At 47.9% G+C, this 17,934-nt stretch carries 16 protein-coding genes and 1 other RNA gene; 14 read left to right on the forward strand and 3 right to left on the reverse strand.

Going from position 1 to position 17,934, the window contains the following annotated elements; translation table 11 throughout:
* Positions 1-67 precede the first annotated feature (67 nt).
* From B9Y93_RS14360 to B9Y93_RS14415, 11 genes are all read left to right on the forward strand, one after another.
* Positions 68-406, forward strand: a complete 339-nt coding sequence (locus tag B9Y93_RS14360; RefSeq protein ID WP_085495265.1) for a PadR family transcriptional regulator — start codon at positions 68-70, stop codon at positions 404-406.
* The gene (locus tag B9Y93_RS14365) at positions 399-1,322 is read left to right on the forward strand and encodes a DUF1700 domain-containing protein (RefSeq protein ID WP_085495268.1); all 924 of its coding nucleotides are present in this window, start codon (positions 399-401) and stop codon (positions 1,320-1,322) included. Before B9Y93_RS14360 ends, B9Y93_RS14365 begins: the two co-directional genes overlap by 8 nt.
* Positions 1,319-2,254, forward strand: coding sequence for a DUF4097 family beta strand repeat-containing protein (locus B9Y93_RS14370; RefSeq protein WP_170936670.1), 936 nt, complete (start codon positions 1,319-1,321; stop codon positions 2,252-2,254). Before B9Y93_RS14365 ends, B9Y93_RS14370 begins: the two co-directional genes overlap by 4 nt.
* Before the next feature lie 95 nt (positions 2,255-2,349).
* A complete protein-coding gene (gene pdxK / locus B9Y93_RS14375; RefSeq protein WP_085495273.1) occupies positions 2,350-3,174 on the forward strand; it encodes a pyridoxine/pyridoxal/pyridoxamine kinase in 825 nt (274 codons plus the stop codon).
* Between the two features lie 176 nt (positions 3,175-3,350).
* Positions 3,351-3,584, forward strand: a complete 234-nt coding sequence (secG, locus tag B9Y93_RS14380) for a preprotein translocase subunit SecG (RefSeq protein WP_085495275.1) — start codon at positions 3,351-3,353, stop codon at positions 3,582-3,584.
* Between the two features lie 255 nt (positions 3,585-3,839).
* Entirely contained in the window at positions 3,840-6,818 is a 2,979-nt protein-coding gene (rnr, locus tag B9Y93_RS14385; protein ID WP_085495277.1) for a ribonuclease R, read from the forward strand.
* 297 nt (positions 6,819-7,115) lie between these two features.
* Entirely contained in the window at positions 7,116-8,030 is a 915-nt protein-coding gene (locus B9Y93_RS14390) for an MgtC/SapB family protein (protein WP_085495280.1), read from the forward strand.
* A gap of 333 nt (positions 8,031-8,363) precedes the next feature.
* Positions 8,364-8,834 (forward strand): SsrA-binding protein SmpB, encoded by a 471-nt coding sequence (smpB, locus tag B9Y93_RS14395; protein ID WP_085495282.1) that lies wholly within the window; start codon positions 8,364-8,366, stop codon positions 8,832-8,834.
* 308 nt (positions 8,835-9,142) lie between these two features.
* Positions 9,143-9,506: a transfer-messenger RNA gene (ssrA, locus tag B9Y93_RS14405) on the forward strand.
* A gap of 444 nt (positions 9,507-9,950) precedes the next feature.
* Positions 9,951-11,264: a BaiN/RdsA family NAD(P)/FAD-dependent oxidoreductase gene (locus B9Y93_RS14410; protein WP_085495285.1), complete on the forward strand. Its 1,314-nt coding sequence runs from the start codon at positions 9,951-9,953 to the stop codon at positions 11,262-11,264.
* Between the two features lie 32 nt (positions 11,265-11,296).
* Entirely contained in the window at positions 11,297-12,622 is a 1,326-nt protein-coding gene (locus tag B9Y93_RS14415; protein ID WP_085496044.1) for a BaiN/RdsA family NAD(P)/FAD-dependent oxidoreductase, read from the forward strand.
* A gap of 184 nt (positions 12,623-12,806) precedes the next feature.
* Here the strand turns inward: B9Y93_RS14415 and B9Y93_RS14420 are convergent, their stop codons facing one another.
* Positions 12,807-13,136 (reverse strand): hypothetical protein, encoded by a 330-nt coding sequence (locus tag B9Y93_RS14420; RefSeq protein ID WP_085495287.1) that lies wholly within the window; start codon positions 13,134-13,136, stop codon positions 12,807-12,809.
* 68 nt (positions 13,137-13,204) lie between these two features.
* Complete coding sequence (locus tag B9Y93_RS14425; RefSeq protein ID WP_085495289.1) at positions 13,205-13,951, reverse strand: MerR family transcriptional regulator; 747 nt, start codon at positions 13,949-13,951, stop codon at positions 13,205-13,207.
* Positions 13,952-14,037: 86 nt separating this feature from the next.
* On the opposite strand from B9Y93_RS14425, the gene B9Y93_RS14430 reads away from it, so the two are divergent.
* Positions 14,038-14,742, forward strand: a complete 705-nt coding sequence (locus B9Y93_RS14430) for a CPBP family intramembrane glutamic endopeptidase (RefSeq protein ID WP_085495292.1) — start codon at positions 14,038-14,040, stop codon at positions 14,740-14,742.
* A gap of 440 nt (positions 14,743-15,182) precedes the next feature.
* On the opposite strand, the gene B9Y93_RS14435 is transcribed toward B9Y93_RS14430, so the two are convergent.
* Entirely contained in the window at positions 15,183-15,578 is a 396-nt protein-coding gene (locus B9Y93_RS14435) for a VOC family protein (RefSeq protein ID WP_085495293.1), read from the reverse strand.
* Between the two features lie 326 nt (positions 15,579-15,904).
* On the opposite strand from B9Y93_RS14435, the gene B9Y93_RS14440 reads away from it, so the two are divergent.
* Positions 15,905-17,599, forward strand: a complete 1,695-nt coding sequence (locus B9Y93_RS14440) for a methyl-accepting chemotaxis protein (RefSeq protein ID WP_085495295.1) — start codon at positions 15,905-15,907, stop codon at positions 17,597-17,599.
* A 70-nt stretch (positions 17,600-17,669) separates the two neighbouring features.
* On the forward strand, positions 17,670-17,843 hold the full coding sequence (locus B9Y93_RS25210; RefSeq protein ID WP_176228935.1) for a hypothetical protein: 174 nt from the start codon (positions 17,670-17,672) through the stop codon (positions 17,841-17,843).
* Positions 17,844-17,934: the final 91 nt, after the last annotated feature.

Here is a 17,934-nt window from a genome sequence, read left to right on the forward strand (position 1 = left end):
GAATGTCACGCACAACTGCAACTTCATCATATATGGCAGCGGATGTCGTCCAAGAGAGGTGAGAAGTTTGAAGGAAATCATTCAATTCAAAAAAGGCGTGCTCGGTCTATGTGTGATGGTGCTGATCAACGAACGCGATCAATATGGCTTCGAGCTTGCTCAGCAGATTTCCAAGCACATTGAAGTGGCGGAGGGCGCATTATATCCTGTACTTCGTCGAATGGTGGCAGACGGCCATTGCACGACTTATTTGCAGGAGTCGACAGAGGGCCCGCCTCGCAAATATTACAAGCTCACTCCAGAAGGCAAGGCTTATATGAATGAGCTTGTCACGGAGTGGAAGAGATTTGTTACAGGGGTACAAGAACTGATGGAAGAATCTGAACGGGGTGAGAGAGATGCATAAAGAGTTATTTCTATTGAAGCTCGAGGCGGCACTGCTGCCGCTGCCAGAGAAAGAGCGTATGGAGATTGTCGAGGAATATGACGCTCACTTTGAGTTCAGCAAGCAGGAGGGCCGTACGGAAGAAGAGATTGCCAAGGAGCTTGGCGTGCCCGAGGAGCTCGCTGCAGATATATTGAATGATCAGCGGGAGCGAAAGCCTGAGACGCTGTCAGAGATTCCGGTATTGGAAACAGAACCTAAGGCTGACCCGTATCCTCCGATGATGGAGAAGCCAATATCTCCTGCTGGCGATGATCGATCAGCTCTGGCTCCTAGGAAGTCGGCACCGGTACCGATAAGTGAATATATGAGGGTGCCGCCAATGGATTATCGTTCCGACAAGAAGGAGGAATCCTCTCCTCCTGCCCTTGATGCGGAACCGAATGTTATGGGTGCAGGCATGCAAGCTTCTGAGCTGTCGGCGCAGGAGCCTATGACGCCTCCGTCGTTTTATGCCGAGCAAGGAAGGGATCTACGCATGGATGCTCCTCCTATGCATGGCTTCGAGGGGCCTCACAATCAGAATCAAGCTCCGCCATTTGCCGAGGAGCCGCCGAAGAAGAAGCGCTCCGCGGGTGGAGCGATCGGCGTCCTGCTTGTCTCCATTGTCGTTATTCCTCTGCTGCTTTCATTCTGGGGAGTGTTCATAAGCCTTGGAGCGGCTGCGCTTATCATGATCCTAAGTCCTGCCCTTCTTATCGTGAAGCTGTACATGGGGGGCATGTTCCATGGCATTGATCTAAGCGCCGTGCTTATTATGTTCGGTCTTGGCATCTTCTTGATGCAATTGGTATGGCCGCTCATGAAAGGCTACAGCAAAATCTCAGGCGGCTACATGCGCTGGGTATTCAACATTCGAAAGGAGAGAGCCGCATGAATCGACTGATTCTGAATATGGTTGCCCTGGTGGCGATCGTGCTTGGTGGTCTTGGACTCTTTATGTTCGGCATCGAGAATCTGGTCAACCCGCCTCATCCGGAATATGAGAAGAGTATTAGCTTTGCAGCGGGGAGCACTTTAGGACAAGGGAGCTCCACCTCTGAAACGGAAGGAAAGGATTATAACCATGCAACCTCATCGGCTGAGCTGAAAAAGCTTCAGGTTAAGGCTGACGTAGGCAAAGTCAATATTAAGTGGATTGCTGACAGCGAGAACCGAATTGAATGGAACGGCAAAGCACCGCAATCCGTTATTGATACCATCAGCAAGGCAATGATTGATGATAACGGCACGCTCAGTCTGGACTTTTCAATTAAGAGACAGTGGAAGGATACGCCGTTACTGGATTTAGGCGGTCAGAATTATGTGTTCAATGTCATTATCCATGCACCGCAAGGGTTTGAGCTGGAGCAGGTGGATGCTCATGTGGCAGCTGGAGATATGCTGATCGAAGGGCTTCAAACCAAGCGGCTTCAGGCGATCAATAATCTAGGCCAGCTTACGGTCAAGGAAATGCAGGGAGAATTCGCTGAACTTCGCTCGGATACCGGAGACATTAAAGCAATCGGAGTGGATGCAAGGCTCGATGTCAGAGCTTCTCTTGGCAATGTGAGACTTATAGATACGAAGCAGGATGCGGAGGCTTCTGTCATCACAGGAGATCTAATGGTAGAGCAGGAAGCGCCGCATTCCGTTGAGGCGAAGGTTACGCTCGGCAACATCTTGGTGAAAGCAGCAAATGGCTTTGACGGACGTGTTACCGCTCATTCTACGCTCGGCAATGTATCCGTGCCTGATATGGACAGCAGCGGAGCAATGCGAATCAAGGTTCGCACGGAGACGGGAGATGTAACGGTTGTCCAAAAATAACTTGAGATTCCCTTTGCAAGGACTATAATTTTCTATAGTAGTGCTCGTGATTGCATATAGATGAGATCTTGTATCTTGCGAAGGGGATAAGAGTAATGAAACCAATTAATAAAGTTCTAACGCTTGCAGGCTCAGATTCGAGCGGCGGGGCTGGCATTCAAGCAGACCTTAAAACATTCCAAGAGCGCGGCGTGTATGGAATGACCGCTCTTACAACAGTCGTGACCATGGATCCTGAACATGGATGGGCGCATGGCGTCTTCCCTATAGAGATGTCTACGGTGGAAGAGCAGTTGAAGACGATTCTATCGATTGGCGTGCAAGGCATGAAGACAGGGATGCTTGGCTCCGTAGAGATTATTGAGCTTGCTCGCCGCACGATCGAGAACCACGGCATTACGAATGTGGTGGTTGATCCGGTTATGGTATGCAAGGGCGCAGACGAGGCGCTGCATCCTGAGCTGAATGAAGCGTTGCGCGACATTCTGGTGCCGAAGGCGACCGTGGTAACGCCTAATTTATTTGAAGCGGCTCAGCTTGCAGGCATTGCACCGATCCGTACGCTTGATGACATGAAGGAAGCCGCAGCGAAGATTCAAGAGAAGGGAGCACGCTACGTGCTCGTGAAGGGCGGTTCCAAGATCGGTCTGCCAACATCTATCGATGTGCTGTATGATGGACAGGAATTCGAAGTGCTAGAAGCAGATCTGATCCAGACGACTTATACTCACGGAGCAGGCTGCACGTATTCGGCAGCTATTGCGGCTGAGCTCGCCAAGGGCCATGATGTGAAGGAGAGCATTCGCACCGCGAAGCGCTTTATTACAGAAGCGATTCGCTTCTCGTTCCCGTTGAACGAGTATGTAGGTCCTTTGCGCCACAATGCGCTGCGTCTAGTCGAGCATGGGGATGAGGAATAATTAATCTTTCTTCTCTTGAGCAAGAGCTAACGGATAAATGCCGCTTATGCTGCTTAGTTAATGCCATTTCGCGCTGGTATTGTGTCCTATTCGGGGTTGTGTTATAATGAGAATGCTGTTTTTTAGATATTTCTCTTTTCGAACAATCGTTGATGTAACCATTAGGAGGTGGAACCGTGGACGTTTTTTTGACAATACTGCTTGTAATTAGTGCGATCGGCTTGATTACCGTTGTACTCCTGCAAAAAGGAAAGAGTGCTGGTTTATCAGGCGCCATCTCCGGCGGTGCGGAACATTTATTCGGAAAGCAAAAGGCACGCGGGATGGATTTGGTCTTGCAGCGTGCTACCATCGTATTTGCTACTTGTTTCTTTGTATTAGCGTTGATCGTAGCGTACTTCTTGAAATAGAACATAACAGCTCCCTTGCTATCTTGGCGAGGGAGTTTATTTGTATATGGACCTGTCGATGGGACAGGTCTTTCACGTATCTGCGGTAGTCCAAAGGGTACATAGCGGGATGCAGGAATCTCGAGAGACAGTAAACGAAAAATCAAAATGAAGTTAGGCTTGAGCCGACGGATGCGATGATTGGAATTCGTGTATACTAGGGTATATATTGGATAACTTTGCGCATAGGGGTCTCAGGCCATTGAGAGGTGAACAATGATAGCAGATCAAGACATATTGAGCTTCATGCGAGAGCTGGCTTATCGACCAATGACATTTGAGGAATTGGCCGATCATTTCAGACAAGAAGGCTCTCCTGAAGAGGTACACGCCATCTTGGCTTCCTTGGAGGATAACGGATACATTATCCGCACCCGCAAGGATCGCTACGGTGTTCCGGAGCGAATGAACCTGCTGAGAGGGCGCTTGCAGGCGCATGCGAAGGGCTTTGCCTTCCTCATTCCAGACGAGACGGATCATCCGGATGTATATATTCACGCCAATGATCTTCATACTGCGATGAATGGCGATATTGTGCTGGCGCGAGTGACCAGCAAGTCGCAGGGCGGAGCACGCATGGAGGGTGAAGTGGTGCGTGTGGTGAAGCGTGCGATTGAACAGGTTGTCGGCGTATTTGAGAACCTGGAATCCTACGGCTTCGTCATGCCGGACGATCGGCGTATCAACCGTGATGTCTTCATCCCGAAAGGCGCATTTCACGGAGCGGTTACTGGCCAGAAGGTCGTTGCAAAAATTGTGAATTACCCAGAGGGGCGAGCAGCTGCAGAAGGCGAGATTATTGAGATTCTCGGCCATAAGGATGATCCGGGCGTCGATATACTGTCCATCATTCGCAAGCACAAGCTGCCTGAAGCGTTCCCTGATGAAGTGATGGCAGAGGCTGAGGGTGTGCCGGATGTCATTAGTGAAGAAGAAATTATTAGCCAGAAGCGCCGTGACCTGCGCGGCTTGAACATCGTCACGATCGATGGCGAGGATGCAAAGGACTTGGATGATGCGGTATATGTGGAGCATCTTCCAAACGGCAACTATAAGCTTGGCGTGCATATCGCAGATGTCGGCTATTACGTGAAGGAAGGCTCGGAGCTTGATCGTGAAGCTTATGCAAGAGGGTGCAGCGTCTATCTCGTAGATCGCGTAATACCAATGCTGCCGCGTCGATTATCAAACGGGATATGCTCCCTTAATCCACGCGTCGACCGCCTTACACTTTCCTGTGAGATGGAATTCGATGAGCAGGCGAAGCTGATCAAGCACGAGGTATTCCCGAGCGTCATTCGCACCGTGGAGCGCATGACCTATACAGATGTACGCAAGATCGTTGAGGACGAGGACCCTGAAGTGTCCGCCCGCTATTCCTACATGGTCGACAGCTTCAAGCTGATGAAGAAACTCGCGCTTAAGCTTCGCAAGAAGCGGATGCATCGCGGCGCGATTGACTTTGACTTTGAGGAATCGAAGGTCATTGTGGATGAGAATGGCAAGCCGACAGACATCATTAAGCGAGAGCGTTCCATTGCAGAGCAAATGATCGAGGAGTTCATGCTGGCGGCAAACGAGACGGTAGCTGAGCATTTCCATTGGCTGCGCGTGCCATTCTTGTACCGGATTCATGAAGATCCGGATAGCGAGAAGCTGCTTCACTTTATGAGCTTCGTTGCAAACTTTGGCTATGTCGTTCGCGGCAGAGGAAATTCCGTGCATCCTCGCTCCTTGCAAACGCTCTTGGAGGAGATTGAGGGCACCCGCGAGCAGACGGTCATCAGCACGATGATGCTGCGTTCGATGCGACAGGCGAAATATGATGCTGAGAGCACAGGCCATTTTGGGCTTGCGGCAGAGTATTATACGCATTTTACGTCGCCGATTCGTCGATACCCGGATTTGGTCATTCACCGTGTCATTCGAGAAGTGTTCAATCATGGCGGTTCGCTGCCTGAGAAGAGACTTGAGCTCCTCAAGGTTCGCATGCCTGAGATTGCTCAGCAATCTTCGGAGCGTGAGCGTGTAGCGGTTGAAGCGGAGCGGGATACGGAACAGCTGAAAAAAGCAGAATACATGCTGGATAAGGTCGGGGAAGAATACGTCGGCATCATTAGCAGTGTCACGAGCTTCGGCATGTTCATCGAGCTTGATAATACGGTAGAAGGCCTGATTCGCTTGAGCGATATGGCAGACGATTATTATCACTTTGACGAGCAGCATATGCAGCTTATTGGTGAACGAACGGCCAATATTCATCGCATTGGCGATGAGGTTAAGATTCGAGTCGCACGCGTCAACATGGATGATCATACGATTGATTTTGAAATGGTTGACAGTGCGCGGCGTCATGGCACGCTTGGCGACAAGTTGTCCGGCTATGAGCTGAAGAAGCGCAGCCATAAGGACCGGGCAGCCAAAGGGGAGTTCGAGCGAGGCGGTAGAGGCAACCGAGGCGGTCGCGCAGGAGATAGCCGCGGTGCACGTGGCGCTGCTGGTCGCGAGGATTCCCGCGGTGCACGTGGACAACGCAGCGGCGCTCAGACGGGCGGCGGACGCGGTCAAGGCCAGCCGTGGAAGAAAGGCCAAGCCGGTGGGTTCGGCCGGGCTGGCAGCCAAGGTCATGCTGGAGGCGAGTCCGTGAATATCGATCGCCAGCATGATATGGACAATGGTTCTCAGGAGCCATCAGAAGGCGAATGGGTCAATCGCGGTGAGCATCGGTCCCGTCGATACCGGGATCGCCAAGATGCTCAGCGTGAGCGTCCGAAGAAGGGCAAGAGTGGCATTAACTTCGGCGGCGGTCATGATAGCGGCAGAAGCAGCCATGCATCAACTGATGACGCGAACTGGGTTGACCGCTTGATTGAGCAGGCCGAGCATGAGGAGTCCGACGGCGGAAGCTTTGACTTTGGCTCTGGCCGCGGCGGTTATGGACGTCCTGCCGAACACGGAGGAGGCCATGAACGCAGAGGTGGAAGCGGCTATGGCCGCGGATACAATGGCGGAGCCCGTGGCAGCGGGAAGAACAAATCGGGCGGCGGAAAGCGCGGCCGCAAGAGTACGTCCGAGAGCGGCATCTTTATCGGAGAGGGCGCTGCCAAGTCGCGCCAGAAGTCTGGAAGCAGCCCATCGAAGAAGGGCAAATCCAACAATAGCACAGCCAAATTTGTTCGCAAGAAGAAACGTTAGTTTCACATAGGATATATAGCTGAAGCAGTGGAGGCGGTCCCCGTAGGGATCGCCTTTTTTCGTGGGAATGTGATGAAATGGCTTCAACATGAAGATGCAGCAGACACTGATACGATTACTCTGTTGGGAAACAATGTAGGTACGACGCTGCAGCATATCGGCAAAAATTAAAGCATCATCAGCACCTATTTACGCCAAGGCATGATGAAGCATATTGCGTCATAATATGTATAAAGTGTTATATTAGTAGTAGCTCGAATGGAGCACGACAAAACAAGATAGAGAGAAGATGATGGCATGACACCAAGTGATATTAGCGTATGGCATGTGCTGATACGCATGGCATTGGCTGTTATTTTAGGCGGCTGCATCGGGTTGGAGCGGGAGAAGCGGAGTCAGGCCGCAGGCCTTCGCACTCATATGCTGGTCAGCCTTGGATCGGCATTGGTAATGCTCATATCTGTCTATGGCTTTCCTGTTCTGAAGCCGGATGGTCAAGCGAATGTGGACGTAGCCAGAATCGCGGCCCAGGTGGTAAGCGGGGTGGGCTTCCTCGGTGCAGGGACGATTATTCGCAACGGCATGAGTGTTAAGGGCTTGACGACAGCAGCCTCGCTGTGGGTATCAGCAGCAATCGGACTAGCCTGTGGATCGGGCTTCTATTCAGCAGCTTTGTTTGGCTGCGGGATGTCCATTGTGGCATTGTGGCTGTTGAACAAATATGATATTAAGAACCGTGTTGCTCACCGTCTCCACGATGTAGAGATCGTTGCTGTGAAGCGCGATGGCTGGATGACGGAGATTGCAAAGCAGGCAGAAGCCTGCGGGCTTACGGTTAGGAGTCTTCGTGTTCGACAGGAGCGAACAGGTGTCATTGCTCGCGTGAAGCGAGAGCTTGAAGGAATAGTTCCTGTTGATGAACCTAAGCGTCAGTTGGAGCAGGAAACGTTGGAACAAGCTAATCATGATCAAAAAGTGAGCTCGGCAAACTCCTCCTTGCAGCAAGAAGCCGCTGCTTCCCTGCAGGGAATGAATGCACGAGAACATGAGCATTCCGTCACGAAAAAAGCTTTAAAGATCGAAGAAATGGAAGCGGTTGCGCTCGTACACATCGAACTAAAGGTGCTGGCAGAGAGCATGACGGCAGTATCCGCTTGTGGAGAGTCGATTCTGGGGTTGGATGGTGTTCAGGATGTGCGCATATTAGGCTAGCACCATGCAATGTCATTCCTAGCATGACTTTTTTGAGGATAAAGCAGCCTTAGGCACTTATTTTAAAAGGATTATAATGAAATGATAATGATTCCATCCATTGCATTGGATGTAGTGTAATGTAGTTGTCGTAAAGATTTTGGCCTAGGGTAAAAAAGGGTAGACTCGCTTGGATATCTTCATTATAAACATTTCATCCTAAGGAAGACGTACATTTTCGACGTGCATTGACTTGAGAGAAGGGGCGCCTTTTTGATACAATAGAGGTCTAATCTAATCATGCTCACAGATTCAGAGATAGCTGGTTAGATGTCATAGACATGGAGGTACATCATGGGCAAGAAAAACAATGATAAGCCGCTGGCTCAGAATAAAAAGGCGTCCCATGATTATTTCATCGAGGACACTTATGAAGCAGGGATGGTGCTTACGGGTACAGAGATTAAGTCTCTTCGCATGGGTAGAGCCAATCTCAATGATGCTTTTGCCACGATTCGCAATGGGGAAGCATTCATCCACAATATGCACATCAGCCCATTTGAGCAGGGCAACCGGCATAATCCGACGGATCCAACGCGTGCGCGCAAGCTGCTTCTGCATAAAGCACAGATCAGTAAGCTGATTGGACATACGAAGCAGGAAGGCTATACACTCGTGCCGCTTAAGATCTATGTTCGCAACGGCTATGCAAAGCTGTTGATCGGCCTTGGCCGCGGTAAGAAGAACTATGACAAGCGCCATACTGAAGCGAAGCGTGATGCAGAGCGTCAGATTCAACGCGCATTGCGGGAACGCCAGAAGTAATGTGCACGCTCTTCCGTACGTATAAGCATTCCTTGCCAAGGGAACGTTATGAAGAGCTGGCAACAACATCATTAACAATTTTGATGGGATTGTGTTATACTAAGGATGTCGCTGAGGGATACTTGATGCGGGCTGAATGCTTGATTTGGCAAGCGCGCCGATGTCCTTGGTACCAGCATTATGAGCTGGTGGCTGCGACGTGATACATCTTTGACAATGGAATAGAGGCAAGACTCTATCAATGTCTGTACTTTCCTTTAATCCGGAACGTGACTCCCCAATTGGGCGAGCGCCTTTCGCGAACCTTTGGGGGCGTTTATGGATTCGACGGGGATAGTTCGGGCATGGGTAGCGGGTAGTGGGGACGCGTCCGCTTCATCAACGCTAAAGCCAATTAAACGGCAAACAAAACAACAACTTCGCATTAGCAGCTTAATAACCTGTTAGCGAGCTTCTACTCTGCATCGCCCATGTGCCGAGATAGGGGCCCAACTTTAGTGGGATACGCTGTCACATCTCCGCCTGGGGTGTGCTGAAGAAGACAATCAGGCTGACCCAAAGTAGAGCCGGTTACGGGGCGCTACTAGGGTGACATCAAAACTGTGACTACACCCGTAGAAGCCTATGTTGCGTTATCTTCGGACAGGGGTTCGACTCCCCTCGCCTCCACCAAAAACCTGAACACCCAGACCGCATGAGGTCTGGGTGTTCTTTTTGTGTGGAGTGTAACAAGGGAAAGGACCCCTGTCAGGGTTCGTCCGCGCGCAGGGAGCAAGGAAATGCTTCCGAGCATTGCTTCGCGAGTGAGCACGGCGTCTAATTCTACCGCAAAGGTAGTCATCGTCGAATAAGCTTCGTCAGCCAGTGCAATGAAGAATTGGACACGCCCTCTCCTCCACCAAACGCAAAAAAGACACCTCAGCGGTGTCTTTTTTGCGTTTGGTCGCAAGGCGATATTAGGGAGTTCCATCTCTGTGAGGAATCCTGTGCGCAGGAAAGACGTGATGTCAGGAGAATTCTATTGGTTATGCTATAATTACATATAGTGTAGTTTCATTCGGAAAAATCACATTTCCTATATATAAATTTATTGGACAAGGGGTGCATTGACAAACCATGCACGATTATCAGACTTTCTTGCACCACAAGTTGATTATTATCGGTGCAGGCGCATCAGGACTCATGGCCGCTGTTACTGCGCGGGATTTGGGTATCGATACCGCCATTCTAGAGGGTAACGACCGGATTGGGAAAAAAATCGCTATGACAGGTGACGGTCGTTGCAATATTACGAACGATTACACTATGACGGGTACGGACGACGAAGTGGTGGCCTTATCGCGCAAGTACCATAGCAGTCAGGCTGAATTTCCGTTGCCTGTGCTGCAGCAATTCGGCATCCGTCAAACCATTGATTTTTTCAATATGCTTGGATTGCCACTTACAACATTGAAAGAGGGCTTAATGTATCCGATGTCGCTGCAGGCTGCATCCGTGTTGGATATTTTTGAGCTTGCTCTGGAGGAACGGAACGTTCCGGTATACCTTAACAACAAAGTACTGGATGTTACCGTATCGTCGGATCATCCGCGATTCAAGATTACATGCCGAACCGAGACAGACGAGCAGGTTGTCTATACCAGCGAATACCTGTTTATCTGTACGGGCGGCCTTACTGGCCAGAATGCGGGGACGGATGGATCTGGGTATGTGCTTGCTCAAAACATGGGGCACGCGATGGTCGAACCTGTGCCGGCAATCGTGCAATTAAAGGTGCAATACCCCTATATGAAGGCTCTATCCGGTATCAAAATTCAGGGACGAGCCCATATCCTTGTGAACGGCGAGGTCGTTCGCAGCGAAACCGGTGAAATTCATTTCGCCGATTACGGATTTTCTGGCCCACCGATTCTTCAACTCAGCCGGATAGCCGCCGTTCATCTCTCAAGAGGGGATTCCGTGACTTTATCCATCGATTTGATGCCGAAACGCACGAAGGAGGAGGTCATCGAATTCCTGGAGATGAGCTGGGGAACATTCGCACACCGGCCGGTTGCGGAATCCTTCGTCGGATTTTTACACAAGAAGCTGGTCCCTGTCCTGCTGAAGGAGGCGAGAATTGATCAAGAGCCAAACCTACTTTGCCAGGACCTCTCGTGGAAAACGAAAGGGATCTTTTATAAAATATTGAAACGTTGGGACTTTAAAGTAATAGATACCCATAGCTTCGAGAAGGCACAAGCGACAGCCGGAGGCATCGTTACAAAAGACATCTTACCCGACACGTTGGAATCGAAGCTCGTGCCTGGACTCTATTTCGCCGGCGAGGTGATGGATGTCGACGGCGAGTTCGGCGGCTACAACCTGCAATGGGCCTGGAGTTCCGGCTATGCGGCCGCGATGGCGTTAGGGAAACATATTTTTAAATGAAGCCATTAGAAAAAGGAATGAATTCAACACATATGTATAAGTCGAAATCTACAATGCACCACGAGCTGTTCATTATCGGTGCAGGTGCTTCAGGCCTTATGGCCGCCGTGACCGCGCGAGACCGAGGGATCGATGTCGCGATCATTGAAGGCAACGACCGGGTAGGCAAGAAGGTACTTACGACCGGCAATGGTCGCTGTAACATTACGAACCAATCCACGGCAAAGGGTACGGACGAAGCGGTCGCACTATCGCATAAATATCACAGCAATCAAATGGAATTTCCGCTGCCTGTGCTGCAGCAATTCGGTGTCCGGCAAACCGTCGATTTCTTCAACACACTCGGCCTTCCGTTGATCGCCGTGGAGAATGGCCGGATGTATCCGATGTCGCTGCAGGCTGCATCTGTATTGGAGGTTTTCCGGATTGCGCTAGAGGATCGGTATGTTCCGATACACTTCAAAACCAAAGTATTGGATGTTACCGTATCGGAGGGAAATCCGCGCTTCACGATTTTGTGTCAAACGGAGACAGAGGGAGAGGTCATGTATACCAGCGATTATCTCTTTATCTGTACGGGCGGCCTTACCGCACCAAAGACAGGAACGGATGGATCTGGTTATACGCTTGCAAAGCGACTGGGACACACAATGATCGATCCTGTACCTGGGATCGTACAATTGAAGCTGCAATATCCGAATCTAAAGGAGTTGTCCGGCGTCAAATTCGAGGGATTGGGCCATATCATCGTCAACGGTGAAGTTATCCGCAGCGAATATGGGGAGATCCTGTTTACAGACTACGGCGTCTCCGGCCCACCGATTCTCCAGCTAAGCCGGAAGGCTGCGTATCAGCTCAAAAGAGGAGAAACCGTAACCTTATCGCTTGATTTGATGCCAGACCGCACGGAGGAAGAAGTCGTCGATTTTCTGGATACGCATTGGGGGACATTCGGATACCGGACTGTTGCAGCTTCCTTGATCGGCATCTTTAACAAGAAGCTGGTCCCTATTCTGTTGAAAGAGGCGGGGATCGACCAAGAGCCGAACCTCCTATGTCAGGATTTATCGTGGAAAACGAAGAAAATCTTGTGCCAACTTATAAAGCGTTGGGAATTTATCGTAGCCGATACCAATGGCTTCACGCATGCACAAACGACGGCCGGCGGCATCGATACAACTGAGTTAAGAGAAGGAACGCTAGAATCGAAGCTAGTACCTGGACTTTATTTTGCCGGCGAAGTGATGGATGTGGATGGAGATTGCGGTGGCTATAACCTGCAATGGGCCTGGAGCTCCGGCTATTCCGCCGCGACGGCACTTGCTGATCAACTTACAGGCATCATGGAAAAAGATTGATAGTTGTTCGTTGTTCGCTCCCCGCACGCAGGGAACACACGCCGGTGAATTGTGGATTTGCACAGCCAAGGTTTGCCTCCACCAAACCATGAAAAAAGACACCTCAGCGGTGTCTTTTTGCGTTTTGTTAAGGCGATATTAGGGAGTTGATGAGTACATTGATTTATAATGATTTCTATACATTTTATTTATGCAGAAGTGTTTTTATTTCTTGTAGTTGATTTTCCGTTATTTGTTGTGATTGATGGATGGCATTTAGCCGATCCTCAACTCTTTCTAAACGAAGCTGAGTTTCCTGTTGAATTATTTGGGTATCCTTTTGCGTTTTGTTGTTATCCATTACGACTAGAATGGTAAGGCCTGCGCTGAAAATCGTTAATCCTCTGGCCAACTGATTTAAATCTAGTTTGTTAAGGGAGAATAAGCAATCTGCAAGTCCTGCTCCTATTAATATGCCCCCGATCGTTACAATCCCATTCCATTTCCATTTATCTGGGATAATGGCAATTTTCATCTATAGTTCTCCTTTAGCTTATATCATGTAGTGGAATACGAAAGCTCCTACAAGTGTTAAGAAACCAATCATTCATTTTCTTTATTCAGCAATTGCTCTGCATAGATCATACAACGTTCTGCAAATTCCAGTGATTGATCTGTTATAGGATACAGTCCAGTTGTCTCTGACGGCATTTTTCTTACTTCCCAAAACTTATTCATTAACTCTTCATTTCCATCAAATGTATCATTGGAAACTGCAATCAACTCACAACCAATCTGATAGCCAGCTTCAGATTCAGGTAATATGCTATGCTGCTGACACCATTCAATTCTCCGTAATAGTGAAATATATTGTTGGGTGATTTGGTCACCTTTACCAATACTAGGAAGCGCTTGTTCTAAAAAATTCTTCTCGTCATCTTCAAAATATTCAATCCATTTTTTCGAATTATGTTTGGCTGTCTGTACTAAATGTGAGATTCGTTTCCACGATAATTCTCCCTCAAGATCAATCATGTTGATGAGGGAGGTCGTATTGGAGATGCTAGTTTGGAGCGAAGAAAGTTGTTCTTGAAGATGATTATAGTGGGCTTTTAGTATTTCTCGGTAGGATAGCTTATCCAATAAATTCTGAATTTCTTCGAGTGGAAGCATGAGAGATTTTAGAAGTGTGATCTTTTCCAAAGTAAACAAGTCTTCTTCGGAATAGCAACGGCGTCCGCTTTCGTCCTTAAAGCTAGGTGTAAGGAGCCCAATTTGATCATAATAGCGAAGCGTTCTTACAGAAACATTGCTTTGTTTGGATACTTGTCCTGTTGTCCAATGACTCATGATATGCCTCCAAAAAAAATGCTTGCAGGTGACGTAGCGTCACCCCATATATTTGAATTATATCACAGAGACAAAGGGGTAAGGGAATGACTGATCACTTAACGCATTGGAAACAAAGGGATAATTGGATATGGAAAGAGTTTGTAGCTTTGCTGTTGCTAGAGTTTGTATTTGTTATCGGATTTATTAAATTTGTAGTAAAACCCGTATATGCGCAATGGCTTGGAGATGAGCTGTATTCAGGAACATTGACAGGGCTTACAATAGCAATAGTATTAATGCTGGGAGTGTATTTCATAGGGCTGCGTCCTAAAAAGCTTTCTTGGAGTGAAGTGGGTTTAAGATCCTTTCCTGCGAAGGATTGGTGGCGAATTCTGTTATGGACGTTCTTGCTGATTATAGGCAGCACCATCGTAATGATCCTTACCAGCTATATCGGCAATACATTTGAAAATTCTAAGACGGAATCAATTCAGCAGAATGTAACGGTCTTCAGTGTATTCATTGCGTTTGCATCAGCAGTGATCATCTCGCCTATATACGAAGAGATATTCTATCGCGGTTTTATCTATCGCTGGCTGCGAACCCGATTAGGCATTGGTTGGGCAATGTTTTTGAGTGCGAGTCTTTTTACGATAGTTCATATTCCTACCTATAACGCGATGCCTGCGAATTTTCTTGGGGGGATCGTATTTGCATGGGCGTATGAACGAACAAATTCTATTTGGCCTGCAGTATGGGTACATGGCTTAACAAATGGACTATTTTTATTATTGACTCTGGTAATGTAACGGGAGAAAGAAAAAGAGTTACCTAATTCGTAAACAAGCACTTCGAGGCAATGACGACAAATGAGACGGGACTCATCACATGGTTAGTAGAGTTTAGGATTAGAAGAGATGAATTATAAAAGGCATGCACCATCGAAATACGAAAGCTGAAACATCCAAAGGGAAAGTATACTTTACAACCCAACAGTGGTTTCAAAACTGTGACTACATCCGTAGAAGCCTGTGTGGCGTTATCTTTGGACAGAGGGCCGCCCGCGCATGAAGCGGAAGAGAAACTTCGAAGAGCCAACACCGCGAACGAGTACGAGCGTAGGTGCCAACCGTAAGGTAATACTGCGATGAGCAGGCATCGAAGGTTGTGAATCATAACACCGTCCCCCCTCGCTTCCACTACGACACCCCCGGCCGCAATAGGTCGGGGGTGTCTATGTGTAAGAAAACTATTTTGCATTCTTATCTGGCTGATGAATACCAAAAGTATTTCCCTCAGTGTCGATATAATATCCTTGCCAGGCCATTCCAGGCAGAGCATACTTGGGCAATGCAAGCTTGCCTCCAAGTTTAAGGATTTTTGTTTCAGTGGAATCGTAGTCTTCCACTCCCATTGTACATGCATAGCCATTCAAAGCCTGACCGAATTGAGGGGCAGCCCCTTGACGCTGCATCAAGGCTCCGTTAATTCCCATTTCATTTGCATCCCCGGTCACCGCTCCGAAATAGGGCATTCCAGCATACTCGCTCCAATCCTCAAATGTCCATCCAAATACTTCCCCATAAAATTTCTTAGCACGTTCCATGTCATCGACATGAATTTCGAAATGAACTAGTCTGCCCATCATTACCTCCTATGTTTTGGCTTTCTCCAATCTTTTATTATGTATGCTTTTTGATTCTCCTTCTTCATTATGATAATTATTTTAAAACTTATTCATTTTTATATTAGAGCTGTTACTAAGAAATCTCATAGAGAATCAATAACGTTCCAAGAGACATATAGGTATGAACTTCAATCGTACATATACATACGTATTTGATACGAAAGTTATAAATAAGATGGAAACTCACAACTTTAGAAATAGATATAAAGACCTATTTTTTGTCGAATAAGATCGACCGATTAACTTTAATAAGGGCTTTTTTATACTAAAGGAGTGGGGCATACATGAAGATTTCTACCTGGCTTAAAGCGATGAGTGGCGTGTTTGTTTTGTTGACGGTCCTGAACGGAATTAGTGTCTACAGCCTTCAAACGAGCGTAGCGCAGGAACGCGCCACCGTAAAAAGGCAAGCAGAATTCAAGCAGTTAGGAATTGATCTAGCCAACTCCTCGGACTATCTGACTAACGAAGCTAGAGCTTTCGTGCAGTTCGGAGACAAAGTCCATTATGACAACTACTGGAAAGAAGTAAATGAGACCAAAACGAGAGATCATGTAGTGGAGAGATTAACTGAATTGGGCGCGCCTAAAGAAGAGCTGGATCTTATATCACAGTCAAAGCAAATTTCAGATGCTCTTGTCAAGACAGAACAAGCGGCAATGAAAGCTGTGGAAGAAAAAGACTTTAACAAAGCCCGTGAACTTATGTTTGACAGCAATTACGATGCCATTAAAAAGACCATTACGGAGCCGCTGCTGCAGTTTCAACAAAAGATGAACACTAGAGCGGAAAGTGAAGCAAATGCAGCAAAGCAAAAAGCAAGCCTGATGCTTACGATCACTGTTCTTTTGCTTATTATTACTTTCGGGGCATTACTTGCAATATTTATTATTATTTTTGTGAAGCTAAAACCGCTAAAGCTAGTCAATGAAAAAATCGCCGAAATTGCGCAGAGCGGAGGGGATCTCACTGGGCGACTGGATTATTCCCGCAAGGATGAGATCGGAGAAATCTCCAAATCCTTGAATGCGATGTTGGAGACGCTGCAATCCATTATTAAAGATGTCCGTAATGCCTCCTATAGTGTATTGAGCTCGTCGAGCAAATTAATCGAAAATACGAAAGAAATGGCAAGTGCGACAGAGGGAATTACGAGACAGGGAGTCAATATTGAGCAAGGGGCCACAACATCTGTACAAAGCACACTTGATGCTTCACAGGCAATCACTGAAATGTCTGCGGGCGTGCAGCGTGTCGCCGTATCTGCGGAGGATCTTGCACATGTCGCAACGGAGACAGAGAAAGAAGCAGCCAACGGCGTGACCTTTATACAGGAAGTTAGCAGGCAGATGGCCCAAATTAGCGATTCTGTAAGTTCAACAGCAGACATCGTATCCAATTTGAAAGATCGCTCTTCTCATATTGAAAAAATTGTTAGCGCCATCACGGAAATATCGAGTCAAACGAATTTACTTTCGTTAAATGCTTCAATAGAAGCGGCAAGAGCGGGCGAACATGGAAAAGGCTTTTCTGTAGTGGCCAGCGAAATCCGGAAATTGGCGGAGCATTCTTCTGCGTCAGCGGAGCAAATATCCGAATTGCTCCAAGATATTATGGCAGATTCTCAAGAAACGGAATGCGCGATGCAGCATGTGACAGGTGAAGTGTTAACAGGGCAGCAGAAGATGGAAGAAGCAATTGAATCCTTTGAAAACATCTTAGAATCCACTCAGAAAGTGGCTTGGCAAGTTCAAGAGGTCTCCGCTGTTAGCGAACAAATGGCGGCAGGCTCGGAAGAAATTGCAGCATCCGTGTCCGAGATGGCAACTATAGCTAAAGAATCGCTTACAGGAGTGAAAGCAGTGAACGATATGACTGCAAAGCAAAGCTCCTTAGTTCAGGAAGTGGCTTCACTTACGGACTTGCTTAGCAAAGATTCTCGAAGCTTGGAAGCTCTCGTTATGAAGTTTAAGGTGTAAAATGAATAGGCACTACTATCAAGCCGACCGCATGCGGTCGGTTTTTTGCATGGGGTTAGAGGTGAGACGGGTGAGCTGGGGTAGTCTTATGGCGGTCGGTTGCAACGAATTTGAGTTCGCCATCTTGGAGATTCCACAGCACCCCGGTAAAAAAATTGGTGTTGTTTCGTTTGTTGAAATGGCTTCTATATTTACAAATCTTCTTATTTTGTTTCAGAAGATGGCAGATGAAAAGGAACAGTAATGATAAAATGTACATATATTCACATTATGAAGTGGAGTTGTTCCAGTTCATATCATCATGGTTTACCTACATCATACATAAAGGGGCAGAG

The sequence above is a fragment of the Paenibacillus aquistagni genome (assembly GCF_900177815.1).
Classification (GTDB): Bacteria; Bacillota; Bacilli; order Paenibacillales; family Paenibacillaceae; genus Paenibacillus_B; species Paenibacillus_B aquistagni.